Annotated in this window: 24 protein-coding genes; 13 read left to right on the top strand and 11 right to left on the bottom strand. The window is 70.9% G+C overall.

Annotation, left to right across the window (positions count from 1 at the left end):
• Positions 1–7 precede the first annotated feature (7 nt).
• The 6 genes from gndA (at position 8) to ACIRON_RS08015 (ending at position 7,134) form a co-directional block, all read left to right on the top strand.
• Positions 8–1,465: an NADP-dependent phosphogluconate dehydrogenase gene (gene gndA / locus ACIRON_RS08040; RefSeq protein WP_402991316.1), complete on the top strand. Its 1,458-nt coding sequence runs from the start codon at positions 8–10 to the stop codon at positions 1,463–1,465.
• A 66-nt stretch (positions 1,466–1,531) separates the two neighbouring features.
• Positions 1,532–2,287, top strand: coding sequence for a class I SAM-dependent methyltransferase (locus ACIRON_RS08035; RefSeq protein WP_402991313.1), 756 nt, complete (start codon positions 1,532–1,534; stop codon positions 2,285–2,287).
• A gap of 81 nt (positions 2,288–2,368) precedes the next feature.
• The gene (locus ACIRON_RS08030) at positions 2,369–2,812 is read left to right on the top strand and encodes a MarR family winged helix-turn-helix transcriptional regulator (protein WP_091051413.1); all 444 of its coding nucleotides are present in this window, start codon (positions 2,369–2,371) and stop codon (positions 2,810–2,812) included.
• A gap of 100 nt (positions 2,813–2,912) precedes the next feature.
• Positions 2,913–5,282 (top strand): MFS transporter, encoded by a 2,370-nt coding sequence (locus ACIRON_RS08025; RefSeq protein WP_402991310.1) that lies wholly within the window; start codon positions 2,913–2,915, stop codon positions 5,280–5,282.
• 6 nt (positions 5,283–5,288) lie between these two features.
• A complete protein-coding gene (locus tag ACIRON_RS08020; RefSeq protein ID WP_402991308.1) occupies positions 5,289–6,107 on the top strand; it encodes a YceI family protein in 819 nt (272 codons plus the stop codon).
• A 139-nt stretch (positions 6,108–6,246) separates the two neighbouring features.
• The gene (locus ACIRON_RS08015) at positions 6,247–7,134 is read left to right on the top strand and encodes a LysR substrate-binding domain-containing protein (protein WP_402991306.1); all 888 of its coding nucleotides are present in this window, start codon (positions 6,247–6,249) and stop codon (positions 7,132–7,134) included.
• A 136-nt stretch (positions 7,135–7,270) separates the two neighbouring features.
• On the opposite strand, the gene ACIRON_RS08010 is transcribed toward ACIRON_RS08015, so the two are convergent.
• Positions 7,271–8,215, bottom strand: a complete 945-nt coding sequence (locus ACIRON_RS08010; RefSeq protein WP_402991303.1) for an AraC family transcriptional regulator — start codon at positions 8,213–8,215, stop codon at positions 7,271–7,273.
• A gap of 201 nt (positions 8,216–8,416) precedes the next feature.
• On the opposite strand from ACIRON_RS08010, the gene ACIRON_RS08005 reads away from it, so the two are divergent.
• Positions 8,417–8,992, top strand: coding sequence for a flavin reductase family protein (locus ACIRON_RS08005; protein ID WP_091050980.1), 576 nt, complete (start codon positions 8,417–8,419; stop codon positions 8,990–8,992).
• A gap of 34 nt (positions 8,993–9,026) precedes the next feature.
• The gene (locus ACIRON_RS08000; RefSeq protein ID WP_402991299.1) at positions 9,027–10,625 is read left to right on the top strand and encodes a 4-hydroxyphenylacetate 3-hydroxylase family protein; all 1,599 of its coding nucleotides are present in this window, start codon (positions 9,027–9,029) and stop codon (positions 10,623–10,625) included.
• 51 nt (positions 10,626–10,676) lie between these two features.
• Here ACIRON_RS08000 and ACIRON_RS07995 read toward each other — a convergent pair whose 3' ends face one another.
• A complete protein-coding gene (locus ACIRON_RS07995; protein ID WP_091050985.1) occupies positions 10,677–11,012 on the bottom strand; it encodes a hypothetical protein in 336 nt (111 codons plus the stop codon).
• 57 nt (positions 11,013–11,069) lie between these two features.
• On the opposite strand from ACIRON_RS07995, the gene ACIRON_RS07990 reads away from it, so the two are divergent.
• Positions 11,070–11,528: a MarR family winged helix-turn-helix transcriptional regulator gene (locus tag ACIRON_RS07990; protein WP_402991296.1), complete on the top strand. Its 459-nt coding sequence runs from the start codon at positions 11,070–11,072 to the stop codon at positions 11,526–11,528.
• Between the two features lie 48 nt (positions 11,529–11,576).
• Here ACIRON_RS07990 and ACIRON_RS07985 read toward each other — a convergent pair whose 3' ends face one another.
• Positions 11,577–12,686 (bottom strand): NAD(P)-dependent alcohol dehydrogenase, encoded by a 1,110-nt coding sequence (locus tag ACIRON_RS07985; protein ID WP_402991293.1) that lies wholly within the window; start codon positions 12,684–12,686, stop codon positions 11,577–11,579.
• A gap of 16 nt (positions 12,687–12,702) precedes the next feature.
• Positions 12,703–14,148 carry an aldehyde dehydrogenase gene (locus ACIRON_RS07980; RefSeq protein ID WP_402991290.1) on the bottom strand — a complete coding sequence of 482 codons (1,446 nt, stop codon included), beginning with the start codon at positions 14,146–14,148 and terminating at the stop codon, positions 12,703–12,705.
• A 142-nt stretch (positions 14,149–14,290) separates the two neighbouring features.
• Here ACIRON_RS07980 and ACIRON_RS07975 point away from each other — a divergent pair, with 142 nt between their 5' ends.
• Positions 14,291–15,184, top strand: a complete 894-nt coding sequence (locus ACIRON_RS07975) for a helix-turn-helix domain-containing protein (protein WP_402991288.1) — start codon at positions 14,291–14,293, stop codon at positions 15,182–15,184.
• A gap of 125 nt (positions 15,185–15,309) precedes the next feature.
• The gene (locus ACIRON_RS07970) at positions 15,310–16,068 is read left to right on the top strand and encodes an SDR family NAD(P)-dependent oxidoreductase (RefSeq protein WP_402991285.1); all 759 of its coding nucleotides are present in this window, start codon (positions 15,310–15,312) and stop codon (positions 16,066–16,068) included.
• Here ACIRON_RS07970 and ACIRON_RS07965 read toward each other — a convergent pair.
• Positions 16,053–16,412, bottom strand: coding sequence for an ArsR/SmtB family transcription factor (locus ACIRON_RS07965; RefSeq protein WP_402991282.1), 360 nt, complete (start codon positions 16,410–16,412; stop codon positions 16,053–16,055). The two genes, ACIRON_RS07970 and ACIRON_RS07965, sit on opposite strands and share 16 nt — an antisense overlap.
• A gap of 89 nt (positions 16,413–16,501) precedes the next feature.
• Here ACIRON_RS07965 and ACIRON_RS07960 point away from each other — a divergent pair, with 89 nt between their 5' ends.
• Entirely contained in the window at positions 16,502–17,848 is a 1,347-nt protein-coding gene (locus ACIRON_RS07960) for an NAD(P)-binding domain-containing protein (protein ID WP_402991280.1), read from the top strand.
• Here the strand turns inward: ACIRON_RS07960 and ACIRON_RS07955 are convergent.
• Entirely contained in the window at positions 17,835–18,251 is a 417-nt protein-coding gene (locus ACIRON_RS07955; protein WP_402991277.1) for an arsenate reductase ArsC, read from the bottom strand. The two genes, ACIRON_RS07960 and ACIRON_RS07955, sit on opposite strands and share 14 nt — an antisense overlap.
• A gap of 32 nt (positions 18,252–18,283) precedes the next feature.
• Positions 18,284–18,955, bottom strand: a complete 672-nt coding sequence (locus ACIRON_RS07950; RefSeq protein WP_402991275.1) for an ArsR family transcriptional regulator — start codon at positions 18,953–18,955, stop codon at positions 18,284–18,286.
• A gap of 46 nt (positions 18,956–19,001) precedes the next feature.
• On the opposite strand from ACIRON_RS07950, the gene ACIRON_RS07945 reads away from it, so the two are divergent.
• Complete coding sequence (locus tag ACIRON_RS07945; RefSeq protein WP_402991272.1) at positions 19,002–19,694, top strand: MIP/aquaporin family protein; 693 nt, start codon at positions 19,002–19,004, stop codon at positions 19,692–19,694.
• Here the strand turns inward: ACIRON_RS07945 and ACIRON_RS07940 are convergent.
• From ACIRON_RS07940 to ACIRON_RS07925, 4 genes are read right to left on the bottom strand one after another with little or no spacing between them, the layout of a single operon-like run.
• Positions 19,681–20,409: an alpha/beta hydrolase family protein gene (locus ACIRON_RS07940; RefSeq protein ID WP_402991269.1), complete on the bottom strand. Its 729-nt coding sequence runs from the start codon at positions 20,407–20,409 to the stop codon at positions 19,681–19,683. The two genes, ACIRON_RS07945 and ACIRON_RS07940, sit on opposite strands and share 14 nt — an antisense overlap.
• The gene (locus ACIRON_RS07935; protein WP_402991266.1) at positions 20,406–21,629 is read right to left on the bottom strand and encodes a benzoate/H(+) symporter BenE family transporter; all 1,224 of its coding nucleotides are present in this window, start codon (positions 21,627–21,629) and stop codon (positions 20,406–20,408) included. Before ACIRON_RS07935 ends, ACIRON_RS07940 begins: the two co-directional genes overlap by 4 nt.
• Positions 21,626–24,289, bottom strand: coding sequence for a LuxR C-terminal-related transcriptional regulator (locus ACIRON_RS07930; RefSeq protein WP_402991263.1), 2,664 nt, complete (start codon positions 24,287–24,289; stop codon positions 21,626–21,628). The genes ACIRON_RS07935 and ACIRON_RS07930 overlap by 4 nt, the downstream gene beginning before the upstream one ends.
• A 20-nt stretch (positions 24,290–24,309) precedes the next feature.
• On the bottom strand, positions 24,310–25,596 hold the full coding sequence (locus tag ACIRON_RS07925) for an MFS transporter (RefSeq protein ID WP_402991261.1): 1,287 nt from the start codon (positions 25,594–25,596) through the stop codon (positions 24,310–24,312).
• Positions 25,597–25,610: the final 14 nt, after the last annotated feature.

Raw genomic sequence — 25,610 nt, 5'->3', positions numbered from 1 at the left:
GAGCACGATGCCGAACAACGACAATGGCCGCGCGAACATCGGCGTGGTGGGCCTGGCCGTGATGGGGTCCAACCTGGCCCGCAACCTCGCCTCCCGCGAGGGCAACGCGGTGGCGGTCTACAACCGCACCTACGCCCGCACCGATGAGCTCATCACGGAGCATCCCGAGGCCGGGTTCATCGCCTCCGAGACGATCGACGACTTCGTGGCGACGCTGGCCAAGCCGCGCACGGCGATCATCATGGTCCAGGCAGGCAAGGGCACCGATGCGGTGATCGAGCAGCTGGCCGAGCGGTTCGAGCCGGGCGACATCATCGTCGACGGCGGCAACGCCAACTTCAACGACACCATCCGCCGCGAGCGCGAGCTGCGTGAGCGCGGCCTGAACTTCGTCGGCACCGGCATCTCCGGCGGCGAGGAGGGCGCGCTCAACGGCCCCTCGATCATGCCCGGCGGCTCGGCCGAGGCCTGGAAGACGCTCGGCCCGATCCTGAAGAGCATCGCCGCGGTGGCCGAGGGCGAGCCGTGCGTGACCCATGTCGGCACCGACGGCGCCGGCCACTTCGTGAAGATGGTCCACAACGGCATCGAGTACGCCGACATGCAGCTGATCGCGGAGGCCTACGACCTCCTCCGGCGCGTGGGCGGGCTCTCGGTGGAGCAGCTCGTCGACGTCTTCAAGGACTGGAACACCGGCGACCTCGAGTCCTACCTGATCGAGATCTCCGCGGAGGTGCTCGCCCAGAAGGACGCCGAGACCGGCCAGCCGCTCGTGGACGTCATCCTCGACGAGGCCGGCTCGAAGGGCACCGGCGTGTGGACGGTGCAGAACGCGCTCGGCCTCGGCATCCCGGTCTCCGGCATCGGCGAGGCGGTCTTCGCCCGGGCGGTCTCCTCCAAGCCGACCCAGCGCGCCGCGATGCGGGCCTCGGTGACCGACCGCCCGAAGGCGTCCACGGTCCCCGACACGTTCGTGGATGACGTACGCGCGGCTCTGTACGCCTCGAAGGTGGTCGCCTACGCGCAGGGCTTCGACCTGATCGTGGCCGGGGCGAAGGAGTACGGCTGGGACATCGACCTCGGCGCACTCGCCAAGATCTGGCGAGCCGGCTGCATCATCCGGGCCCGCTTCCTCAACCGGATCGTCGACGCCTACGCCACCGCGCCCGACCTGGAGACGCTGCTGGTCGACCCCTACTTCGCCGACGCGGTCGCCTCCGGCGAGGAGGCGTGGCGACGCGTCGTCGGGATCGCGGTGGCCTCCGGCGTACCGGCACCGGGGTTCTCCTCGGCGCTGGCCTACTTCGACTCGCTCGCCGCCGACCGGCTCCCGGCCGCGCTCATCCAGGGCCAGCGGGACTTCTTCGGCGCGCACACCTACAGGCGCGTCGACAAGGACGGCACCTTCCACACGCTGTGGTCCGACGACCGCTCGGAGATCCCGACGACGCCCTCGACCCACTAGCCCGACCCAGGGGAGATACCGAACTTGGGGCTGTCGGCGTAGCGAACGGCGTACCTAACCTGAAGCATGGGATTCGACGTCGCAGCGGAGAGGTATGCCCGTTTCATGGGGCGCTACGCCGAACCCCTCGCACCGCACTTCGCCGACTTCGCCCGGGTCAGCATGGGCCAGCGGGTGCTCGACGTCGGCTGCGGACCGGGCACGCTCACCCGTCACCTCGTGACCCTCACCGAGGCCCACCTGGTGGCCGCGATCGACCCCTCGCCACCGTTCATGGAGTCGGTCGCGCGGCAGCTGGCCAGGGTCGATGTGCACACCGGGGTGGCCGAGGCCCTGCCCTTCGCCGACAACTGGTTCGACGTCTCGCTGGCCCAGCTGGTCGTGCACTTCATGACCGACCCGGAGGCGGGGATCAGGGAGATGGTCAGGGTGACCCGGCCGGGCGGCACCGTCGCTGCGTGCGTCTGGGACGCCGACACCGGCGCCGTCGCGCCGTTCTGGGCCTGCGTGCACGAGATCGACCCGGAGGCCGAGGACGAGGCCTTCCTGGCCGGCACCCACATGGGTGACCTCGAGCAGATGTTCAAGAAGGTCGGACTCCGCAACGTCGAGCCCAGCGGCCTGGTCATCCGCGTCACCCACCCGACCTTCGAGGAGTGGTGGAACCCCTACACCTTCGGGGTCGGGCCCGCCGGCGACTACGTGAGCTCGCTCGACGACGCCGGTCGTACCGCGCTCGAGGAGGTCGCCCGGCGCCGGCTCGGGAACGGCCCGATCACCGTGACCGCGACCGCATGGGCGGCCCGCGGAACCGTCGCCTAGCAACACGCCTGCGTCCGACGAGATTTGCATCGGACCCCTATCCTCCATATGGTTGTAAAAGTCAACCAACTTGGAGGGATGATGATCGGGCACGCGACGTACCAGGAGCTGATCCATCAGCTCAGCGAGGTCGGAGCCGTACGGAAGGGCCTCGTCCGCAGGCTTCCGCCCGAGCTGACAGCCGGCTCCGCGGGGGTCCTGACGATGCTGCGCCAGCACGGCGACATGACCATGAGCGAGCTCACCGAGTTGCTCGCCGTCGACATCTCGGTGACCAGCCGGCATGTGGCGTGCGTCGCCGACCAGGGCTGGATCGAGCGCTCCCCCAACCCGACCGACGGGCGCTCCCGCATCCTCTGCCTCACCGACGCCGGGCGCGACCTGCTCGACAGCGCCTCCCAACAGCTCGCCGACCTCATCGCAGACCGGCTCAGCGGCTGGGACGAGCGGGACGTGCATGAGCTCGTCCGGCTCGTCACCAAGCTCCGCGACAGCCTCGGCCACTGCAGCACCTCAAGCAACTAGACCACCAGAAAGGAAGTCCATGGCAACGACGACAGCCGAACGGACTCACGCCGGTCCACCGGGAAGCCCGTCCGAGGGCTCACCCACCTCGCACGGTGAGATGTCTCACCGCGAGATCATGGAGGCGCTCTCGGGACTGCTGCTCGGCATGTTCGTGGCGATGATCTCCTCCACCATCGTCTCCAACGCCCTGCCCGAGATCATCGCCGACATCGGCGGCGGGCAGTCGGCCTACACCTGGGTGGTCACCGCCTCCCTGCTCACCATGACGGCCACCACCCCGCTGTGGGGCAAGATGGCCGACCTGTTCAGCAAGAAGCTGCTCATGCAGGTCGCGCTGGTTCTCTTCGTGGTGGCCTCGGCCGTCGCCGGTCAGGCCCAGAACCCGGGCGAGCTCATCGCCGCGCGGGCCATCCAGGGCATCGGCATGGGCGGTCTGACCGCGCTCGCCCAGATCATCATGGCGGCGATGATCTCGCCGCGTGAGCGTGGCCGCTACTCGGGCTACCTCGGTGCCGTCTTCGCGGTCGCCACCGTCGGCGGCCCGCTGATCGGCGGCGTCATCACCGACGCCGACTCGCTCGGCTGGCGCTGGTGCTTCTACGTCGGCATCCCGTTCGCGGTCCTCGCCTTCATCGTGCTGCAGAAGACCCTGCACCTTCCTGTCGTCCGCCGGGACAACGTGAAGGTCGACTGGGCCGGTGCGTTCTTCATGGCGGCCGGCGTCTGCCTGCTGCTCGTCTGGGTCACCTTCGCCGGTGACAAGTACGACTGGGCGTCCTGGGAGACCGCGGCCATGGTCGGCGGCTCCGTGCTGCTCCTGCTGATCTTCGTCCTCGTCGAGTCGAAGGCCGCCGAGCCGATCATCCCGCTGCGGCTCTTCGCCAACCGCACGATCACGCTCTCCTCGCTCGCCTCGCTCTTCGTCGGTGTGGCGATGTTCGCCGGCACGATCTTCTTCAGCCAGTACTTCCAGCTGGCCCGCGGCGAGTCGCCGACGATGGCCGGTGTGATGACGATCCCGATGATCGCCGGACTGTTCCTCTCCTCGACCATCTCCGGCCAGATCATCACCCGCACCGGAAGGTGGAAGGCCTGGCTCGTCGTCGGCGCCGTCCTCATCGTCGGCGGGCTCGGGCTGCTCGGCACGATCCGCTACGACACCGAGTACTGGCACGTCGCCATCTTCATGGCGATCCTCGGCCTCGGCGTCGGCATGACCATGCAGAACCTGGTCCTCTCCACGCAGAACCAGGTCGCGCCCGCCGATCTCGGCGCGGCCAGCTCGATGGTCACCTTCTTCCGCAGCCTCGGTGGCGCGATGGGCGTCTCCGCGCTCGGCGCGCTGATGGCCCACCGGGTCGCCGACTACGTCCAGGACGGCCTGGCCGACCTCGGACCGCGCTACGCCGCGCTGGCCCAGGGCACCTCGGGCGAGATCCCGGACATCGACAAGATCCCCGAGCCGCTGCGGTCGGTGCTGGAGAGTGCGTACGGGCACGGCATCGCCGACATCTTCCTGATCGCCGCGGGGGCAGCCGTCATCGCGCTGGTGTTCGTGGTGTTCATCAAGGAGGTCCCGCTGAAGACCAAGGGCGGGCTCGCTCAGGCTGCCGCGGAGGCTGCCTCGGTCGATGGGCCGGCTGCGGTCGCCGAGGGCGTCGCCGGGGTGCCCGAGCAGCACGCCGACGCCCCCGCGCCCGTCACCAACGGGATCGCGCTGCACGGCTTCGTACGCGGCTCCGGGAACATCCCGATCCCGCACGCCGCGGTCACGCTGATCTCGCTCTCCGGGCGTCAGCTCGGCCGCTCGGTCGCCCACGCCGACGGCTCCTACGCGGTCGACGCGCCGGGGACGGGGACGTACGTCCTGATCGCCTCGGCCGACGGCTTCCAGCCGCAGGCCTCCACGGTGGTCGTGGGCGGTGAGCCGGTGGCGTACGACCTCCTGCTCAGCGGCACCACGGGCCTCAAGGGCATCGTGCGTGGCGGCGAGGACGGCGCGCCGATCAAGGACGCGATGGTAATCGTGACCGACGTACGCGGCGACCTGCTCTCCACCGGCACGACCCTCGCGGACGGCACCTTCTTCATCGACGAGCTGGTCCCGGGAACGGCGACGGTGGCGGTCAACGCCGAGGGCTACCGCCCACGCGCGGTGCCGATCGAGATCGGCGCCACCGGCCTGACCCGGATCGAGGTGGAGATGGTCACCGGCGCTCGCCTGACCGGTGTCGTCAAGGCGGCCTTCGGGCCCCTCGCCGACGCTCGGGTGACGCTGGTCGACGCGGCCGGCAACGTGGCCGGGACCGCGACGACGGGTGCTGACGGCGCCTACGCCTTCGCCGATCTGGACAGCGGTGACTACACGGTCCTGGCGACCAGCTACCCGCCGGCAGCCGGCGCCGTGAGCCTCACCGGCCACGGCGTGGACGGCCACGAGATCGTCCTCACCCACCCCGAGGACTGATCCGCGATGGCACTGACCGCACAGATCCGCACCCGCGACGGCTGGGCCGTGGCGCACGCGGTCGTCACCCTCACCGACACGGCCGGCGGTCAGGTGCTGCGCGCCGAGGCCGACGAGGACGGTGTCGTCACCGACGACACCGTCCTCGCCCCCGGGCCGTACGTCGCGATCGTCACCGCGATCGGCTGGTCCCCCACCGCGGCGACCGCGATCGTCACGGCCTCGGGGAAGGCCGCGCTCGGCACCGTCACCCTGACCCGTCAGGGAGACACCTCGCTCCCGGCCCCTGGCCCGTGGACGATCGACCCGGCCCACTCCACCATCGGCGCGGTCGCCCAGCACCTGGGCATCTCCAGCGTGCGCGGCCGGTTCACGGAGTTCTCCGGTCTCGTCGAGATCGCTCCCGACCATCTGGAGAAGTCGCGCGTCGAGGCGGTCATCCGGGCCGCCTCGATCGACACCGGCAACCGGATGCGCGACGACCACCTCCGCAGCGGTGACTTCCTCGATGTCGAGGCGTTCCCCGAGATCGTCTACCGCTCCACCGGCCTCACCCCGGCCGGATCGGACCGCTGGACCGTCCACGGGGAGCTCTCGATGCACGGGCAGACCCGCGCCATCGACCTCGACGTCGCCTACCTCGGCACCGGCCCGGACGCCTGGGGCGGCACCCGGGCCGCCTTCCGCGCCACCGCTCAGCTGCGCCGGGAGGACTTCGCGATGAACTACAACCAGGCCGTCTCCGCCGGTATCGCCGCCATCGGCACCACCCTCAAGGTGGAGCTGGACATCCAGGCCGTCCAGGGCGACTCGCTCCCAACCTGAGCCGAGACGTCAGCTGCGTCGGCCGAGATGGCACGGGAATGCCATCTCGGCCGACGTACGCGACGTTTCGGCCGACGGGGGTGACGCCTCGGTGGGCTTGATCACTGACGGCCTACTGAGACTCTGCGAGTATGAGTGCATGGAGCTGCGCCATCTTCGCTACTTCGTCGCGGTCGCCGAGGAACGCCACTTCGGCCGGGCGGCCGAACGGCTCCACATGGCGCAGCCGCCGCTGTCGCAGCAGATCCGCCAGCTCGAGGCCGAGCTCGGGCTGACCCTGCTCACCCGAACCACGCGACGGGTCGACCTGACTCCGGCCGGTGCTGCGTACCTGGAGCGGGCACGGGAGATCCTGAGCGCCGTGGAGGCAGCCGGCCACGAGGCCGCCAGCATCGCCTCGGGGCGGCGCGGACGGCTGCTGATCGGGTGTGTCGGGTCGGCGACGTACTCGCTGCTCCCGGAGCTCGCCCGCACCCTGCGCACCGAGCTGCCCGAGGTGGAGTTCGGGTTCCGGGGCGAGATGCTCTCGCCGGACCAGGCCGCGGCGCTCACCGACGGCACCCTCGACCTCGGCCTGCTCCGGCCCCTGCCCACGGGCAGCTCCGGCCTCTCGATCACCCACCTGCGCCAGGAGGACCTGCTGGTGGCGATGCCGAAGGACCACCGGTTCGCCGGCCGTCGCCGCGTACGCATTCCCGACCTCGACGGCGAAGGCCTGGTCATCCACGCCGGCAGCGGCCGCTCGGTGATGAACGCGATGATCCAGGAGCTCTTCGACTCCGCCGGGATCCGCAGCCACATCACCCACGAGGTCGCCGAGACCTCCACCCTGGTCACCTTCGTGGCCGCCGGCCTCGGGATCGCCATCGTCCCCGAACCCACCGCGGCCCTCGCCGTCCCGGGCGTCGTCTACGTGCCACTCTCGGGAACCCCCGGCGTCGAGCTCGTCGCCGCCACCCGTGCCGGCGACGAGAGCCCCCTGCTCACCCGCGCACTGGCCATCCTGCGGGGCCTCAGCGCCACCTAGCCGAGTCGGCGCGAACTGACAGAAGAAGACGTCGAGTCGGCGCGTCACAACGAGCCGACTCGGCACCGGATCAGGTCACAACGAGCCGACTCGGCCCGAATCTCGGTCAGGACGAGCCGACTCGGCACAACGGGGGTCAGCGGCAGCGCAGGGTCTGCGAGGGGGCTACACCGTAGGTCTGGCGGTAGGCGGCGGCGAAGCGGCCGAGGTGGGTGAAGCCCCATCGGTAGGCGACCTCGGCGACGGTGTCGCCGCGGCTGGCGATGAGGTCGGCGTGGACCCGTTCGAGGCGGATCTCCTGCAGCTTCTGGGTCGGCGTGCGGCCGAGGTAGCGCTGGAAGCCCTGCTGGAGGCGGCGGATGCCGACGTCGGCCTCGCGGGCGAGGTCGGAGACGGCCCACTCTCGCGCCGGGTCGGCCTCCATGGCCTCGACGACGCGGGAGACGATGCGGGGCTGGACGGAGCCGACGGCAGGCTCCTCGGGGAAGCAGGCGGCGACGAAGGCAGCGGTCAGGGTGCCGGCCAGCCGGACCCTGACCCGCTCGTCGCCGACCAGCGCGGGGTTGCGCATGGCCTCGGTGCCGAGCGAGCCGAGCAGGCCGATCCAGGCGCGGGCGCCGTCGGCACGGAGGTCGAGCTGGGCGGGCAGTCGGTCGGTGTGCAGGCCGACCAGGGCCGCGACCTCCTCGACCAGGTAGTCACGGTCGACCCGCATCCCGACGATGGAGCAGTCGGCCGACCAGCGGGTCATCTTGGTCGGCCGGTCGGGAGGGCACACCGTCGCCTGCCCGTCGAGCGAGAGCACATGGGCGCCACCGACGTTGGCCTCGAGCACACCGCTGCGCGGGACGTTGACCGCCCAGGCACCCGGATGGTCCGACTCCACCGACACCTCCGCGCCCCAGCCGATCCGGGTCAGCCGCACCGGCCCGAGGTCGACGGCACGCAGCTCGGCGGGGCGAGCGGGCCGACCCCGCATGGTCAGGGCATGCGGGAAGTAGGCCCGGGAGACCTCGTCGGAGAAGGTCTCCATGTCGCCGGACGACCCGGACGACGCGGTGAGAGTGCCGGTCACGCTCATCTGCCACCCCCTAGTGACGTCCTTCACAGTAACAGCGCATCCGCCCGCCGCCGAGAGCGTCCGGAAACGATCTGAAACCGGGTGCGCATTCCGGACAACCCCTTCGCCGAGCGGATCGCCGCCCGCGCGATCCGGATCTAGCGTCGTCCTCCAACGTGACCGCCGCCACACATCCGCGGCCCCCGACGAAGGAGGAGCTCCATGGACCCACGCACCCTGCGGTCGACCTTCGGCCGCTTCGCGACCGGCGTCACCGTGATCACCTGCCGCACCCCCGACGGGGCGCACCACGGTGCCACGGTCACCGCGTTCACCCCGATCTCGCTCGACCCTCCGCTGGTCCAGGTCGCCCTGACGCGTACGTCCAAGGCGGCCGCCTACCTCGAGGGCGCCGCCTTCGCGGTCAACATCCTGGCCACCGACCAGAGCGACGTCGCCATGCACTTCGCCGGCCGCCCCGGCAGCGACCCGCTCCCCTGGCGCGAGGGCGCGACGGCGCCGCGACTCGGCGGGACGGCGGCGACGCTGGTGTGCCGCCCGTGGCGTGCCGACGACGGCGGGGACCATCTGCTCTTCCTCGGCGAGGTGGTCGAGGTGATCACCACCGACCGCAAGCCGCTGCTCTTCCACGACAGCGCCTTCCACCAGATCGGCAATCCCTCCTCGGAGGTCGTCTGGCTCGGCTGCCAGGACGACCCGAACACCGGCTGGTTCGACGCCACCGCGTCGTTCACCGCCATCGAGGCGCCCGCGATCCCGCGATCCACCCACTACTGATGCCAGCCCACCACAACCAGTCCAAGGAGACACGATGAGCGACACCCTCGCCCCCGAGACCCAGTCCGAGAACGGGCTCCCCGACGGCCCGCCGACCGTCAACCCGGCCGCCGGCTCGCCCGCCAACAAGCAGGCCAACTTCGCCTCCCGGCCGATGACCGGCGAGGAGTACATCGACAGCCTCAAGGACGGCCGCGAGATCTATCTCAACGGCGACCGCGTCAAGGACGTCACCAGCCACCCGGCCTTCCGCAACCCGATCCGGATGACGGCGCGCCTCTACGACGCCCTCCACACCGGTGACCACGTGGACGAGCTGACGGTGCCGACCGACACCGGAAACGGCGGCGTCACGATGCCGTTCTTCAAGACCCCGACCTCCTCGGCGGACCTGCTCAAGGAGCGCGACGCGATCGCGCGCTGGGCGAAGATGACGTGGGGCTGGATGGGCCGCAGCCCCGACTACAAGGCGTCGTTCCTCGGAACCCTGCACGCCAACAAGGAGCTCTACGCCCCGTTCCAGGACAACGCCGAGCGCTGGTACCGCGAGTCCCAGGAGAAGGTCCTCTACTGGAACCACGCGATCATCAACCCGCCGGTCGACCGCCAGCTGCCGCCGGACGAGGTCGGCGACGTCTACATGAAGGTCGAGAAGGAGACCGACGCCGGCCTGATCGTCTCCGGCGCGAAGGTCGTCGCGACCGGTAGCGCCATCACCAACTACAACTTCATCGCCCACTACGGCCTCCCGATCCGCAAGAAGCAGTACGCACTGATCTGCACCGTCCCGATGGACGCGCCCGGCATCAAGCTGATCTGCCGCACGTCCTACACCCAGCAGGCGGCCCAGAACGGCACCCCGTTCGACTACCCGCTCTCGAGCCGGATGGACGAGAACGACACCATCTTCATCTTCGACAAGGTGCTGGTGCCGTGGGAGAACGTCTTCATGTACGGCGACGTCGACCGGATCAACGCCTTCTTCCCGCAGTCGGGCTTCCTGCCGCGGTTCACCTTCCAGGGATGCACCCGCCTCGCGGTCAAGCTCGACTTCATCGCCGGCCTGCTGATCAAGGCCCTCGAGACCACCGGTTCGGGTGACTTCCGCGGCGTCCAGACCCGCGTCGGCGAGGTCATCGGCTGGCGCAACCTGTTCTGGTCGCTGACCGAGTCGATGGCCCGTGACCCCGAGCCGTGGATCGGCGACGCGGTCATCCCGAAGCTGGAGTACGGCCTGACGTACCGGATGTTCATGATCCACGGCTATCCGCGGGTCAAGGAGATCATCGAGCAGGACGTCGCCTCCGGCCTGATCTACCTGCCCTCGGGCGCCGCCGACTTCAAGAGCCCCGAGGTCCGCCCGTACCTGGACAAGTACGTCCGTGGCTCGAACGGCATCACCGCCGTCGACCGGGTCAAGGTCATGAAGGCCCTGTGGGACTCGATCGGCACCGAGTTCGGTGGCCGCCACGAGCTCTACGAGCGCAACTACTCCGGGAACCACGAGAACGTGAAGGCCGAGCTGCTCTTTGCCGCGCAGAACCGCGGCGACGTCGCCAAGATGACCGGCTTCGCCGACCAGTTCCTCTCCGAGTACGACCTCGACGGCTGGACCGTGCCCGACCTGTTCTGAGCACGACCCCACTGATCGGACGGCGCCCCTCCTGCCCCGGGGGCGCCGTCCTCAGCTCAGCACGAACCAGAGACCCACGGCGGCGGGCAGGAGCCCGAGGATCAGCCACGGCGTGAACGGGCTGCGCCGGTGGATGAGGAAGCCGCCGGCCAGACCGAGCACCCCGAAGGCCCCTGCGATGACGCACAACCCGATCCGCGAGCTCTGGTAGACCGGGTCGATCGCCACCGCCCCGATGGCCATCCCGACCGCCAGGTGGGCGACGGTGAACACGACGAGCACGGACGCGACCCACTGCTTCACGTGAGTCAGCGACTTGTCGTTGACAGGCCGGATCGGGTTGTCCGGGTCCATCAGGTGGCGCGGTCGTCGCGGTTGCTCGTTCACGATCCAATTCTTACCAGCCGAACTGTTTGTGCACAAACTATTGGTACGCTAACTCACATGCCGACGAAGAAGGACCCGCTCTCGGAGATCGAGAACCCCCTCGCCCTCGATCAACAGGTCTGCTTCGGCCTCGCCGTCGCCGCCCGCAGCGTCATCGCCCTCTACCGGCCCCTGCTCGAGCCCATGGGCCTGACCCACCCGCAGTATCTGGTCATGCTGGCTCTGTGGGAGGAGGAGCCGCTCCGCGTCTCCGAGCTGAGCCAGAAGGTACAGCTCGACCCCGGCACCCTCTCCCCGCTGCTCAAGCGTCTCGAGGCCCAGGACTACATCCGGCGGGAACGCAACAAGTCCGACGAGCGCTCGCTCGCCGTCGTCCTGACCGAGCGCGGACGCGCGCTGCGCGACGACGCCGAGAAGATCCCGCCGGCCATCGTCGACCGCCTCGACATGAGCGTCGAGGAGCTCATGGAGCTCCACCGCCGGCTGCTGGAGGTCATCGCCGCGGCGACCAGATGAGTGGCGACCAGGCGAGCCCGGTCGACCTGGCCGCCACGTCGACCCGACTCAGTGGGCGCCGAAGGTGAGCACCGGCTTGAGCACTTCACCGGTCTCGGCGTCGTGCACGGCCTTCTCGATGTCGGCGAAGTCGTAGGTCCGCACCAACCGGTCGAACGGGAACCGACCCTGCTGGTAGAGGTCGATCAGCCGCGGGATGAACTCCTGCGGGACGCTGTCGCCCTCGACGATCCCGGTGACGCTGCGCCCGAAGAGCAGCGTGGACATGTCCAAGGAGGCCTCGGTGCCGAGGGCGGCCGCGCCGATCAGACCGCAGGTGCCGCCCTGGTTGAGGCAGTCCACGGCCTGTCGCAGCAACGCGGGCACGGCGGTGGTCTCGATGGTGTAGTCGACCCCGAGGCCGCCGGTGAGTTCCTGGATGGTCGCCACGGTGTCGCCGTCGGCCCCGTCGATGATGTCGGTGGCCCCCAGCTCCCGCGCCAGCTCCAGCCGCTGGGGCTTGATGTCCACCGCGATGATGCGGGAGCAGCCGGCGACGACGGCGGCCATCACCGCGCTGAGCCCGACGGCGCCGGCGCCGAAGACCGCGATCGTGCTTCCCTCCTCGGGCGAGAGGGAGTTCAGCACCCCGCCGGCGCCCGTCTGGATGCCGCAGCCGAGCGGCCCCAGCAGCTCCAGCGGAACCGACGGGTCGACCTTGACAACGTTGCGCTCGGTCGCCAGGGCGTACGTCGCGAAGGAGGACTGCCCGAAGAACATCCCGCTGACCTGGTCGTCCCCGCGGCTCAACGGGCTCGACCCGTCGCCGGGGCGTACCCCGGAGAAGTTGTGGGCGAAGAACTGGTCGCAGTAGGCCGGCCGTCCCGACGTACAGGTCCGGCAGCTTCCGCAGGAGTTGAAGCTGAGCACGACGTGGTCACCCGGGGCGAGGCTGGCCACACCTTCGCCGACGGCCTCCACGACGCCCGAGCCTTCGTGCCCGAGAACGGCGGGCAGCGGGACGGGATACCACTGGTCCCGGACGATCAGGTCGGTGTGGCAGACGCCGGATCCGACGAGCCGGACCCGGACCTCCCCGGCACGAGGCTCCTCGAGGTCCAGCTCGGCCAGGGTGAACGGGGCACCCTTTCCCTCGGTGAGGGCAGCGGTGATGCGCATGTGTCGATCCCTTCGATCAGCGGTAGATGGTCTGTAGCTGCTGGTAGGCGGCGAGGCCCTCGGGGCCGAGCTCGCGGCCGAGGCCGCTGCCCTTGACGCCCCCGAAGGGAGCGGCCGGGTCGGGGATGTACCGGTTGACGCCGATGGTCCCGGTCTGCACGCGGCGAGCGACCTCGGCACCGCGTCCGGGGTCGGAGGTCCAGACCGTGCCCCCGAGCCCGAAGTCGGAGTCGTTGGCGATGCGTACGGCGTCGTCCACCCCGTCATAGGAGATGACGGTCAGAACCGGGCCGAAGATCTCCTCCTGCGCCACGGTGGCGTTGTTGTCGAGACCGGCGAAGACCGTGGGCTGCACGAAGTAGCCGCGGTCGAGGTCGCCCGGCCGGCTGCCGCCAGTGGTGATCCTGCCGCCTTCGCTGCGACCCTTGGCGATGTAGGACTCCACCCGGTCGCGCTGGCGGGCGGTGGCCATCGGCCCGATCTGGGTCTCGGGCGAGGACGCCGCACCGACGGCGAGGCTGCCGGCGAAGGCGGTGAAGGCCTCGACCACCTCGTCGTACCGGTTGCGCGGCGCGAGGACCCGGGTGCCGAGGAAGCAGGTCTGGCCGTTGTTCAGCAGGGTCGAGGCGAACAGGCCCTGCCCGATCTCGGCCAGGTCCAGCTGCGCGTCGTCCAGCACGATCGCGGCCGACTTACCACCGAGCTCGAGCGTGACGGGGCGCAACAGCCGGCCGCACTGCTCGGCGATCGCCCTGCCGGCGGCCGTGGAGCCGGTGAAGGCGACCTTGTCGACGCCGTGATGGGCAACCAGGTACGCCCCGACCTCCCGGCCCGCCGGGACGATGTTGATCACCCCCGCGGGGATGCCCGCGGCCTCCACCGCCTCGGCCAGCAGGTACGCGTCGAGCACGGTCTCGGGGGACGGCTTGATCACCAGCGTGCAGCCTGCCGCCAACGCCGGGGCGAGCTTGAACATCGTCAGGGCCTGCGGGAAGTTCCACGGCACCACGGCCGCGACGACACCGACCGGATGGCGGCGTACCTCGATGTCGCCGCCGAACATGCCGGGCCGCACCTCGGTGAACTCGGACGTCGCGGCGAGCCCGGCGTAGTAGCGCAGCACGGCGCTCGGGTAGCCGACCTCGAGCTGACGGGCGACCGCGACCGGCATGCCGTTCTGGGAGCTGACCCGCTCCACGAACGCGTCCGCCCGAGCGTCCAGCTCCTCGGCAAGACGCTCCATCACCTGGGCCCGGCGCGCCGGCTCCCATCCCGACCACACGCTCGGGTCGTCGAAGGCGCGACGGGCCGCGTCCACCGCCGCGTCCACGTCTGCCTCCTGGGCCTCCGGCACCTGGCCCGCCACCTGCTCGGTGCTCGGGTTCACCGGGTTGATCACCTTGTCGCTGCTCGGGGCGACCCATTCACCGCCGATGAAGAGCGACTCGTACGTCAGGCTCATGTTGGTCTTCCTCTCCGTGGTCCTCGCCTGGTCGGCGTCGGTACGTCCGTTAGCCTTGTGTCTCGCGTCACAGCCGCGTTGACCGCGCGCGCCCCGGTGTTTGACGGTTCGCGCCAACGACGCCCGGAGAGGAGACGAGGCCATGACCGCGATCGCCGCCCCGCGCTGGCGCGAGCAGATGGACGCCACCTTCGGCCTCTCGCTGCCGGCACCGCCGATCGGAGCACGCGGGCTGGTGCGCCACCGGACGCTCGGACACATCGATGCGTTCCGGGTCGCCGGCACCCCGCAGCTGCTCCGGCGTACGCCGCATGCCATCCGGTCCGCCGAGAGCGCACCGTTGAAGGTGTGCGCCGTCCGTGCGGGCGAAGTGGTCCTCCGCCGTGACGACCTGCCGGACCTACGGCTTGGCCCCGGCGACATCGCGCTCTACGACACCGGGAGTCCCTACGAGCTGCGCCTGATGAATCGGTGGAACTGCACCGTCATGACGATCGCCCGCGATGACCTGGCGCTGCCGTCCCGCACGCTGGGCCACGCACTCGAGCACCAGCTCCCCGGCCAGGGACCCGGGGCGGTGCTCACCCAGCTGCTCGAGTCAGCCGTCGACGACGCCTTCGCCCGATCGGACACCGCGATCCTCCTCGGCCACGCCAGCGTCGACCTGCTCACCGGGCTGGCCTACGAGCTGGACGCGCCCACCGCCCCGGACCATGCCCTCCGGATCGCCGTCCTCGGCCACATCCGCGAGCACCTCGGCGACCCCGACCTCGGCGTGACCTCGATCGCCCGCGCCCACCGCATCTCCCCGCGTACGCTGCACCGGCTCTTCGCCGAGGAGGAGTGGACCGTCTCGGAGACGATCCGAAACCTACGCCTCGACGCGGTCCGGTCCGACCTCGTCAACCCGAACCTGGCCGGCCGCAGCATCATGGCCATCGCCGCCGCGCACGGCTTCTTCGACCAGTCTCACCTCACCCGCGCGTTCCGGACCCGGTTCGGCACCACCCCGGCCGCGGCCCGTCGCGAGGCGTGAGGTGACGGTCGCGGAGGCATAGATCACTCCCGCGACAGGAAGAGGACGGGCCCTCGCCAGCGTTATTTGAATGTTGGATCAAATGACGCCCGGACCCTGGCCCGGACAGACGCGAGGAGGAACACATGACGTTTGACAACAAGGTCGCCCTGGTGACCGGCGGTGGCAGCGGGCTCGGGGAGGCGATCGCGAAGGAGCTCGCCGGACTGGGCGCGAAGGTCGTGGTCACCGACATCAACCTCGAGGGTGCCACCAGGGTCGCCGAGGAGATCAAGGCGAAGGGCGGCGAAGCGACCGCTCTGCGGTCCGACACCTCGAAGGTCGAGGACGCGGAGAGCTCGGTGAAGTTCGCCGTCGAGACGTACGGAAAGCTCAACTACGCGGTCAACAACGCCGGGATCGGCGAGCCGCCGGCACCGGTGGGCGAGCTGGTCCCCAGCGACTGGGACCGCGTCATCGGCATCGACCTCTCCGGGGTCGCCTACGGCCTGCGCTACCAGATCCCCGAGTTGCTCAAGACCGGTGCCGCCGAGTCCGCGATCGTGAACATGGCCTCGATCCACGGTGAGGTCGCCGCGCTGGGCAACCCGGCCTACACCGCCGCGAAGCACGGGGTCATCGGGCTCACCAAGAACGCTGCCGCCGAGTACGGCCCGGCCGGACTGCGGATCAACGCCGTCGGCCCCGGCTACATCGAAACCCCTGCCGTCAAGGCCGTCTCCGCGATCGAGGGCGCTCACGAGGCCCTGGTCGCCAAGCACCCCCTGGGCCGCCTCGGCCGGCCCGAGGAGATCGCCACCGTCGTCCGCTTCCTGCTCTCCGAGGACGCCTCGTTCGTCACCGGTGCGTACTGGAAGATCGACGGCGGCTACACCACCGTCTGACGCGAGGACAGCGCACCGGCGAGCGAGTCGAGAGCAGCGGGGACGATGGAGAAATAGGCCCATCGTCCCCGCTGCTCGCGCGTGACGAGCCCGGCCTCGACCAGCAGCTTCATGTGGTGGGAGACCGTCGGCTGGGAGAGTCCGACCGGCTCGGTGAGGTCGCAGACGCAGGCCTCCTGGTCCTCGGCGGCCGCGATGATCGAGAGCAGCTTGACCCGGTTGGGGTCCCCGAGCGCCTTGAACATCCGGGCCAGCACGTCGGCCTGATCGTCGTCGAGAGCGCCACAGGTGAGCGGTGCGCAGCACGCGACGGCGGCGGACGGGAGCACGGCAGGAGCGGTCATGACGAGGAGTCTACCGAATCGTATTGACGAACGTCGATATGACACCTAGGGTCACTGTCATATCGACGTTCTTGAATCTGAGGAGCATCATGACCGACCTTCCCGTTGCCGTCATCGGCGCCGGCCCCCAGGGCCTCGCGGCCGCTGCCCATCTCCTCGAGCGCGGCCTCACCCCGCTCGTGCTCGAGCAAGGGAGCGAGCCGGCGGCAGCCGTCGCCGAATGGGGTCACGTACGCCTCTTCTCGGCGTGGCCCGAGCTCGTCGACAAGGCCGCCGGCCGGCTTCTGGAGCCGACCGGCTGGGCCGCGCCGACGACTGGTTATCCGACCGGGGCGCAGTGGCGCGAGCGCTACCTCGTCCCGCTGGCCGACGAGCTCGGTGACCACGTCCGCTACGAGGCGACGGTCACCGGCGTCTCCCGCAAGGGCCGTGACCGCCTGGTCGACGCCGACCGCGCCGGGCAGCCGTTCGTCCTGCACGTGACCGGCGCGGACGGCACCGAGGAGCGCATCGAGGCGCGGGCCGTCATCGACGCCTCCGGCACCTGGCGCCGGCCCAACCCGGCCGGTGCCGACGGGCTCCCGGCGCTCGGGGAGCGTGCCGCACACGCCGCGGGGGCGCTCGGCTACGCCGTCCCGGACCGCGCCCACCCCGAGGCGTACGCGGGTCGGCACACGGTCGTGATCGGCGCGGGCGACTCCGCGTTCAACGCCGTCAACGAGCTCACCGCCATCGGCAAGGACCACCCGGGAACGAGGATCACGTGGGCCATCCGCCGCGCGGTCTCGGCGAACACCTTCGGTGGGGGCGAGGCCGACGACCTCCCTGAGCGGGGCGCCCTCGGCGTACGCGCGAGGAAGGCGGTCCAGGACGGCTCGGTCGAGCTGGTGACCGGGTTCCGCACCGAGCGGGTCGACGGTGCCGGCGTCATCGCCGAGGACGGCCGCGTGATCGAGGCCGACCAGGTCGTCGTCCTCACCGGCTACCGCCCCGACCTCGGGTTCCTGAGCGAGATGCGCCTCGACCTCGACCCCACGCTGGAGGCGCCGCGCAACATCGCGGTCCAGATCGACCCCAACCTGCACTCCTGCGGATCGGTCAGCGCGACCGGCGCGAAGGACCTCGCCCAGCCCGAGACCGACCTCTACCTCGTCGGGATGAAGTCCTACGGTCGCGCACCGACCTTCCTGGCGATGACCGGCTACGAGCAGGTACGCAGCGTGGTGGCCGAGCTCGCCGGCGACCACGACGCAGCCGCCCGGGTGGAGCTGGAGCTCCCTGACACCGGGGTCTGCGGCGGGGCCGGGGTCATCTCGACAAGCTCGATACATCGCTTCGACGACCCGGAGAGCACCAAGAGCGGCGGCTGCTGCGGGACCCCCGCACCGAGCGAGGAGATCTTCACGATCAGCCGGGCGCCGATCACTCTCTCGTGATCGAGCGAGCGGGTGTCACGCCGAGCTCACCGAGCAGGGCGAGCACCCGCTGCTCGATCTCGTCGCGGATGCCGCGCACGTGCTCGATGTCTCCACCCTTCGGATCGGTGACCTTCCAGTCCTCGTAGCGCTTGCCCGGGTAGAACGGGCAGGCGTCGCCGCAGCCCATGGTGATGACGGCGTCGGCGCTGCGAACGACCTCGTCGGTCCAGGGTTTCGGGAACTCCCCGGAGATGTCGATCCCCAGCTCGGCCATGACCTCGACGGCGACCGGGTTGATCGCCGCTGCCGGCGCCGAGCCTCCCGACCAGCCGACCGCCTGGTCACCGGCGTAGTACTGAAAGAAGCCGAGCGCCATCTGGGATCGGCCGGCGTTCTCGACACAGAGAAACAGCACATTCATCGAAGGCTCTCCTTGCGTGGGGGACGTGGGGTTCAGGAGTCGAAGCGGGTCGCAAGCGCCTTGATGCGGTGCTCGAGCTGGGCATAGGCGGCGTCGAAGGCCTCGGGGCCTTTGTCCACGGGATCGGGGATCGACCAGTGCAGCTCGCCGGGGACCTTCGGCGTCTCGTGGGCACGGTCGCACACGGTGATCACCAGGTCGTCGGGATCGAGCACGTCATCCATCTGACGAGGCTTCACGATCGGAAGGTCGAGGTGGTGGCGGGCAGCGGCGTCGACCGTCCCCCGATTGATGCGGTCGGCCGGATGGGTGCCGGCCGAGGCGGCCGGGATCGCGCTGTTCTGACGCCACAGCGCCGCGGCCAGATGGGACCGCGCCGAGTTGCCCGTGCACACGAACAGGACACGCCTGGGCACCGCCACGGGGGACGCGGTGCCCAGGCTCTCGAGCGCGTCCTGCTCGAGGTGCAGGTACGTGCGTCTCCCGTCGCCCTCGGAATGATGACGGGACACGACGCCTGCGCTCACCAGCGCCTGGACGTGGTGGGCAAACAAGTTCGACGGGACATTGAGCATCCCGGCGAGCTCTGTGGGGGAGGCATCACTTGTCTGGAGGCTGTCGACGATGCGCAGCCGCACCGGATCGCCGAGCGCCGCATGAATCCTGGCCCGACGGTCCAACCCGGCCTGTCTTTCAACCTCCATTGACTCAATGTTGACTGAGTAATCACGCCACGTCAAGAATGCCGGAGTGAACTCATCCCTCCCCCGCCGCCTGCTCGCCGAGCTCCTCGGCACGGCACTGCTCGTCGCCGTGGTCGTCGGATCGGGCATCGCGGCGCAGCAGCTCTCTCCCGGCGAGACCGGCCTGCAGCTCCTGGAGAACTCCTTGGCGACGGTGTTCGGCCTGGCCGCGCTGATCCTGATGTTCGGCCCGGTCTCGGGGGCGCATTTCAACCCGGCGGTCTCGCTCGCCGACTGGTTTCTCGGCCGCCGCGCGGGCACGGGGCTCTCGCTCCCCGAGGTCGGGGCCTACTCGGTGGCGCAGATCCTCGGAGCGATCGGTGGCGCGGCGCTGGCCAACGTCATGTTCGACGTCGACCAGGCGATCTCGACCAAGGAGCGTGCCACCGGCGGCCATCTCGTGGCCGAGATCGTCGCCACGGCCGGCCTGGTGACGCTGATCTTCGCCCTCGTACGCAGCGACCGCGGCGCTCTGGTGGCGCCGGCCGTCGGTGGCTACATCGGCGCCGCCTACTGGTTCACCAGCTCCACCTCGTTCGCCAACCCGGCGGTCACGATCGGCCGGGTCTTCTCCGACACCTTCGCCGGGATCGCGCCCGGCTCGGTCGCGCCGTTCGTCCTCGCGCAGCTCGTCGGAGCCGCTCTCGGCGTACTCCTGATCCTGGCTCTCTACCCCGCTGCTGAGGTCAGACGGCGCTGACCGCGGTGAGCAGGTGCGGCCAGGCGGTCGAGGTCGGGTCGCCCCAGGCGGCATGGTCGGCGCCGTCGACCACGTCCAGACGTACGTCGGGGTGTGCTGCCGCGTAGCGCTCGGAGATCGCGAGCGGGACCACGGTGTCGGCGGCGCCGTGCAGGATCCGCACGGGGACCTGAGGGGCGAGGCCGAGCGGATCGGCGGCGGCGTACGCCTCGGGCGTCTCGGACGGGGTGCCGCCGAGAAACTCCTCGACCGCACCATCACCGAGGCCGTCCTGGCTCATCGCGGCCAGCGCCGCGGCCGGCGCCAACGCCACGACACCGGTGACCAGGGTGCCCGGGCGGGAGGCGGCCCACAGGGCGAGCTGGCCGCCGGAGGAGTGTCCGACGAGGGTGATCCGGCGGGGCGCGTCGTTGTGGATGGTCCACTCCCGGCCGCTGAGCTGGATCGACTCGATCGCGGTCTCGACGTCCTCGAAGGCCTGCCGCCACTGGCCGGGTCCGTGCCGGTACTCGACCGTCGCGGTCAGGTGGCCGGCCTCGGCCAGCGCCCGGCCGGCCGACCAGGTGCGGATCCGGTCGGAGTCGCGCCACATCCCGCCATGGAGCAGCAGGACGAGCGAGTCCGTCGCCTCGGCCGGCTCGAAGAGGTCGGCGACCTGACGAGCGGTGGCGCCGTAGCGCATCGTCGCGTCGGGGTAGGTGTCTGTCAGAGTCATGGGTTCTCCTCGCGGTTGCGGCTCTTTCGGCTGTCGTGGTCGAGCAGAACGCTGACCGCGAGACCGACCACCAGCCCCCAGAAGGCGGAGCCGATGTTGAAGACGGTGATGTCGGCGACGGTCACCAGGAAGGTGACCAGCGCGCCGGTGACGTGGGGACCGCTGAACGCGGTCTGGAAAGCACCCTGGAGCGGCTTGAGCATGGCCAGTCCGGCGAGCGCGGCGACGTAAGCCTCGGGCATCGTGGTGATGACCCGCACCATGCCGGGGGCGAGCAGGCCGAACCCGATCGCGAGTACGCCGCACCAGACCGCCGCGGCATAGTGCCGGCGACGCTCGCCCGAGGCGGTGACCAGCGCGTTGGTCGGTCCGGCCAGGCAGGTGGAGACCCCTCCGAAAGGTGCCGTGACCAGCGACATCACACCGCAGGCACCGGTGACCTGGTTCATCGGCGGCTGATGTCCGACGGCGCGGAGCACCGCCATCCCCTGGCCGTTCTGGACGACGAGCACGGTGACCACCAGCGGGATCACCAGCTCGACGAAGACGGCGGCGGAGAAGTCCGGCGTGGTCCACACCGGTTCGGCCAGCCAGCGACCGGACAGCGCGACCGCGGGCCGATCGCTCACGGCGACAGCGACCGCGCCGACCACCAGCGCGACGAGCACCGCAGGAAGCCAGCGGGCCAGCCTCGGCACCGCGCTGACGAGCACGAAGGCGAGCACCATCGGCCCGGCGATCGCCAGGTCGGAGTCGACGGCACGCACCAGATCGGTGCCGAACCCGAGGAAGACCCCGGCGACCATCGCCATCACGATCGGCATCGGGAGCAGGTGCATCACCTGGTCGACCCTGCGGGTGAACGCGAGCACGATCATCAGGGCACCGGCCATCAGAAACCCGCCGACGACCTCAGGCCAGGACGTACCGGTGGCCATCGCCTGGCCGACCACGACGGTGCCCGGGATCGTGTAGAAGAAGACCAGCGGCTGCCGGGTCCACAGCGCGGCCGCGATGGTGAGCACGCTGTTGAGCACGAACACCGCGCTCACCCAGGACGCGACGACGGCGGCGGAGAGGCCGGCGCTGTGGCCGACGGCCAGGATGATCGCGACCGGGCCGGTGGCCGAGAAGAGGAAGCCGACGAACCCGTTGACGAGCTCATGGCGGCCCAGGTCGCGCCTCAGGCCGGTGGGGGCGTCACGGACGATGGTGCTCACGGTTCCTCCGTCGGCTCGGCCGCCATCGCAGCGAGCTCCGTCCGGCTGCGGACGCCGAGCTTCGCGTAGATGCGGGTCAGGTGGTACTGCACGGTCTTGGGCGAGACGAACAGTTGCGCGGCGACCTCGCGGTTGGACAGCCCCGAGGCGACCATCTCCGCGACGGTCTCCTCCTGCGGGGTCAGATCCACCGGCCCGCGCTGGCCGCGCGGCGCCCGCACTCCCCCGGCGCGCAGCTCGCGCTGGGCGGCGTCGACATAGGTCTGCGCCCCCAGCCCGTCCCACAGGTCGCGGGCGGAGGAGAGCAGCGCCTCGGCGTCGCGCCGCTGCCCGGCACGCCGCAGCGCCTGCCCGTAGGCGAAGGTGACCCGGGCGCGCTCGTAGCGCAGCGGCAGCCCGTCGAGGAGCTCGAGCGCGCGGTCGAAGGTGTCGCGGACGCCGGCGAGGTCGCCGCGAGCGCCGTGCCAGCGGCCGCGGGCGGTGGCCAGCCTGGCCTGCGCGGAGCGGTGCTGCTCCTGGTGGGCGCGGGTCTCGTGCGGGCGGAGGAAGTCGTCGGCCTCGTCCAGCCTGCCCTCCGCGATCAGCGCGGCGGCGTACGTCTCGGCCCACGGCCAGATGGCCGGCTCGGCCAGCGCGCTGCCGGTCGGGGCCTGGGTGAGCGGCTCGAGGATGCGGAGGACGGCGCGGAAGTCGCTGCGGGCCTCGGCGAGGTGGGCGCGGGCGAGCAGCGCGGGCACGCGCATGATCTCGTAGCCCTGCGCCCCGATCTCGGCGGCGCGAGCGGTGCGGGCGGCCTCCTCCCAGCTGCCGCGCAGCAGGTGGGTCTCGGTGGCCGTCCACTCCAGCAGCGGGGTGACCAGGGCGATGCCGGACTCGGCGGCCAGCGCCCGACCGGCCGCGACCGTCTGCAGCGCCGCCTCGCCCTCACCGGTCAGGAACTGCACGCGCGCCAGCCAGGCCAGGGCCCACATCGAGATCCGGGTCGAGCCGCCGAGAACCCGTGGGTCGGTGACCCCCTCCAGGCGGCTGCGGGCCTCGTCGGGCTCGTCGGAGAGTACGCCGAGCCAGCCCCGGCCCATGGTGACCCGCTGGGTCTGGGCGCTGTGCCCGACGCGGCGGGCGGCCAGGGCGTACGCCTCGTGGGCGTCCCCGAACCGGCCAGCCATCGCCAGGCCGAGCCCGCGGATCGCCGCCGCCTCGACGCCCGCCGCGGAGTCCCGGCCGGCCAGCGAGATCGCCCGGTCGGCCCAGGTGACCAGCTCGTCGCCGCGGCACAGCGCCAGCGAGTGCAGTACGTGCCGGGTGGCGATGAGCGCCGCGGTCTCCGGCTCACGGTCGGCGTTGACGATGTCCCAGGCGCGCTTGAGCCGCACCTCGGCCTCGGTGGCGCGGCCGCGCAGGATCGCCAGATATGCGAGCACGGCATCACGCAGCGGCGTCTCGCGCAGGCTCTCGACGACGGGGACCAGCGCCGCGGCGCCCATGCCGTCGCCCGCCGCGACCAGAGCGTCGACGGAGCGGATCAGCCGGTCGTCGCGCCGCACGGGGTCCTCGGTGAGCCGGCTGGAGTCACGGTAGAGAGCCGCGGCCTCCGCCCAGGCACCCTCGTCACCCCGGCGCTGGGCCAGCCGGGCGACCTCCTCGGCGAGCTCGGCGTCGGGCAGCGGGGTGGCGGCGACGAGGTGCCGGGCCCGGCGGACCTCGTCGTCGACGATCGCGGCGGCGCGCTGGTGCGCGTCGGCGGCCCGGCGGGCACCCATCGTGGCCAGCACGGCGACGCCGACCAGTGGCGTACGCCATCGGGGGCGGTGGTCGCGGGTGGTCTCCACGAGCCCGGCCGCGACCAGGGCGTCGACCGCGGAGAGCGGGTCCTCGAGGCCCGCGAGCGCCGCGGCCTGACCCAGCGACGCGTCCTCTCCCAGGATCGCGAAGGCCTCGGCGAGGGCACGACCGTCGGCACCGCAGCCGGCGAGGGCGAGCTGCACCTCGTCGCGTACGTGGACCGGGGCCGGCAGCTGGGTGTCGGGCCGCGCCCAGCGGGTCGGCGGCAGCTCGTCGAGCAGAGCGACCGCGTCGCGCGGGCTGCCCGCCGTGTGGCGGGCGAGGACCTCGGCCATCGACGGGTGCAGGACCCGTCCTCGCAGCGAGGCGAGCTCGCCCACCGCGGCCGCGTCCAGCCCCTCGATGCGTACGGTCTCGGCTGCGATCTCGCCGAGGAACGCGGTGCTGCGGGTCGCCGCGAGCACCACCAGCACCGGTGCGTCGCGGTGCCTGCGCAGCGCGGAGGCGATCGCCTGCAGCGAGAACGTGTCGGCGAGGTCTGCGTCGTCGACCAGGACCAGTCCGGGCTCCTCATCCACCCCCACTGCTCGCGCGACCAGGGCATCGGCCGCGGCGACCGGGTCGGCCGGGGGGATCTCGCCGAGCAGCTGGCGCAGCACCGCCCCCGGTGAGTCCTGCTCCCACGCGCCGGCGCGGGCCTTCAGCGACGGCGTAGCGACCCGGTCGGCCAGGCCGCGCAGCAGCGCGGTCTTCCCCAGCCCCGGGTCTGCGAGGACCAGGACGGCGGCGGAGCCGGACGTGCGGGTGCGGGCCAGCCGCGAGGTGAGCTCGACGAGCTCGTCCTCGCGACCGACACACCCAGCTCTTTCGATGAGCACGGTCACACCCTAGGCCCCCTTCAGGCCGGTACGCCGTCGTCGAGCGTGACGCTCACGACGGTCTCCTGCGGGGACCGCGGCACCGCCACGGTCACGATGGCACCGAGCACCGCGACTCCGGCGAAGATCTGGAAGGCGGTGGTGCCGCCCACCCCGGCGGCGACCAGTGCCCCACCGATGATCGGTCCGACGATCCCGCCCAGCCGGCCGAAGCCGGCGCACCAGGCGACGCCCGCGCCGCGGGCCCGGGTCGGGTAGTAGTTGGCGACGAGCCCGTAGATGAGCACCTGCGTACCGATCGTGCCGACGCCGGCGATCGCGACGGCCGGGAACAGGACGGTGAGCGGCAGCCCGAGGGGCAGCAGCAACAGCATCAGACCGGCAAGCACGAAGGTCGTCGAGACCACCTTCTTGGCCCCGGTGCGGTCGGCGACGTACGAGGCGAGGAGGCCGCCGATGATGGCGCCGCCGTTGAGCACGAGCAGGAAGGTGAGCGCGTACGCCTTGCCGTAGCCGTTGTCCTCCATGATCTTCGGCAGCCAGGTGTTCAGGCCGTAGGTGAGCAGCAGACCGGAGAAGCTCATCAAGCCGAGCACCAGCGTCGGGAACGCGAGCGGGCGGCGCGCCAGGGCGCTGAAGCCGACCGCCTCCCGGGCGGTGTCGGTCGCCGCGACCCGGCCGCGGGAGTCGAGCCACAGCTGCGACTCGGGCAGCTTGGCGATCGCGAAGGGCAGCAGGAGCACCAGCGGAGCCGCGCCGATCGCCATCAGGATCCGCCAGTTGGAGCCGCTCGGATCGATGATGAGCGCCATCACGGAGGCGGTCACGCCGCCGGCGGGGATGCCGCTGTAGACGATCGCGTTGAGCCGGTTCTTCCGCTCCGGCGGCGCGAACTCGGCGACCAGGGCGCCGACGGTCGCCAGGATCGCGCCCAGCCCGATGCCGGTGAGGAAGCGCAGCATGCCGAAGACGGCGATCGACTGCGCGAACGCGGTCGCGGCCATCCCGAGCGAGAACCAGGTGATGCTGGCGAGCACCACCTTCCGGCGGCCGATCCGGTCGCTGACCGCGCCGGCGCTCAGCGCGCCCACGAGCACGCCGACCAGCGCATAGCTGCCCAACGTCCCGGCCTGGCCCGCGGAGAGCTGCCCGATCTGGGATGGGTCGGCCATCAGGGTCGGCAGCACCGTGCCGTAGACCACGAGGTCGTAGCCGTCGAACATCAGGGCCAGCGCGGAGAGCGCGACGACCCAGGCGAGCTGGCGCCCGGTCTTGGCCCGAGTGATTTCATCGGTGTTTTCGGACATGGTGATCTCCATGG

It is taken from the genome of Nocardioides sp. NPDC101246, assembly GCF_044767415.1.
GTDB lineage: Bacteria > Actinomycetota > Actinomycetes > Propionibacteriales > Nocardioidaceae > Nocardioides.
The sequence above is the reverse complement of the archived record's forward strand: the minus strand, read 5'-3'. Positions and strand labels throughout refer to the sequence as shown.

Excerpts from the sequence above, each read along its gene's own strand:
- ACIRON_RS08005 (WP_091050980.1), top strand. The coding sequence starts at position 8,417 with ATGGACCCACGCACCCTGCGGTCGACCTTCGGCCGCTTCGCGACCGGC.
- ACIRON_RS08030 (WP_091051413.1), top strand. The coding sequence starts at position 2,369 with ATGATCGGGCACGCGACGTACCAGGAGCTGATCCATCAGCTCAGCGAG.
- ACIRON_RS07990 (WP_402991296.1), top strand. The coding sequence starts at position 11,070 with ATGCCGACGAAGAAGGACCCGCTCTCGGAGATCGAGAACCCCCTCGCC.
- ACIRON_RS07970 (WP_402991285.1), top strand. The coding sequence starts at position 15,310 with ATGACGTTTGACAACAAGGTCGCCCTGGTGACCGGCGGTGGCAGCGGG.
- ACIRON_RS07955 (WP_402991277.1), bottom strand. The coding sequence starts at position 18,251 with ATGAATGTGCTGTTTCTCTGTGTCGAGAACGCCGGCCGATCCCAGATG.
- ACIRON_RS07985 (WP_402991293.1), bottom strand. The coding sequence starts at position 12,686 with ATGCGCATCACCGCTGCCCTCACCGAGGGAAAGGGTGCCCCGTTCACC.
- ACIRON_RS08035 (WP_402991313.1), top strand. The coding sequence starts at position 1,532 with ATGGGATTCGACGTCGCAGCGGAGAGGTATGCCCGTTTCATGGGGCGC.
- gndA (WP_402991316.1), top strand. The coding sequence starts at position 8 with ATGCCGAACAACGACAATGGCCGCGCGAACATCGGCGTGGTGGGCCTG.
- ACIRON_RS07950 (WP_402991275.1), bottom strand. The coding sequence starts at position 18,955 with ATGGAGGTTGAAAGACAGGCCGGGTTGGACCGTCGGGCCAGGATTCAT.
- ACIRON_RS08025 (WP_402991310.1), top strand. The coding sequence starts at position 2,913 with ATGTCTCACCGCGAGATCATGGAGGCGCTCTCGGGACTGCTGCTCGGC.
- ACIRON_RS08010 (WP_402991303.1), bottom strand. The coding sequence starts at position 8,215 with ATGAGCGTGACCGGCACTCTCACCGCGTCGTCCGGGTCGTCCGGCGAC.
- ACIRON_RS07965 (WP_402991282.1), bottom strand. The coding sequence starts at position 16,412 with ATGACCGCTCCTGCCGTGCTCCCGTCCGCCGCCGTCGCGTGCTGCGCA.
- ACIRON_RS08000 (WP_402991299.1), top strand. The coding sequence starts at position 9,027 with ATGAGCGACACCCTCGCCCCCGAGACCCAGTCCGAGAACGGGCTCCCC.
- ACIRON_RS07925 (WP_402991261.1), bottom strand. The coding sequence starts at position 25,596 with ATGTCCGAAAACACCGATGAAATCACTCGGGCCAAGACCGGGCGCCAG.
- ACIRON_RS07960 (WP_402991280.1), top strand. The coding sequence starts at position 16,502 with ATGACCGACCTTCCCGTTGCCGTCATCGGCGCCGGCCCCCAGGGCCTC.
- ACIRON_RS08015 (WP_402991306.1), top strand. The coding sequence starts at position 6,247 with ATGGAGCTGCGCCATCTTCGCTACTTCGTCGCGGTCGCCGAGGAACGC.
- ACIRON_RS07980 (WP_402991290.1), bottom strand. The coding sequence starts at position 14,148 with ATGAGCCTGACGTACGAGTCGCTCTTCATCGGCGGTGAATGGGTCGCC.
- ACIRON_RS07940 (WP_402991269.1), bottom strand. The coding sequence starts at position 20,409 with ATGACTCTGACAGACACCTACCCCGACGCGACGATGCGCTACGGCGCC.
- ACIRON_RS08020 (WP_402991308.1), top strand. The coding sequence starts at position 5,289 with ATGGCACTGACCGCACAGATCCGCACCCGCGACGGCTGGGCCGTGGCG.
- ACIRON_RS07975 (WP_402991288.1), top strand. The coding sequence starts at position 14,291 with ATGACCGCGATCGCCGCCCCGCGCTGGCGCGAGCAGATGGACGCCACC.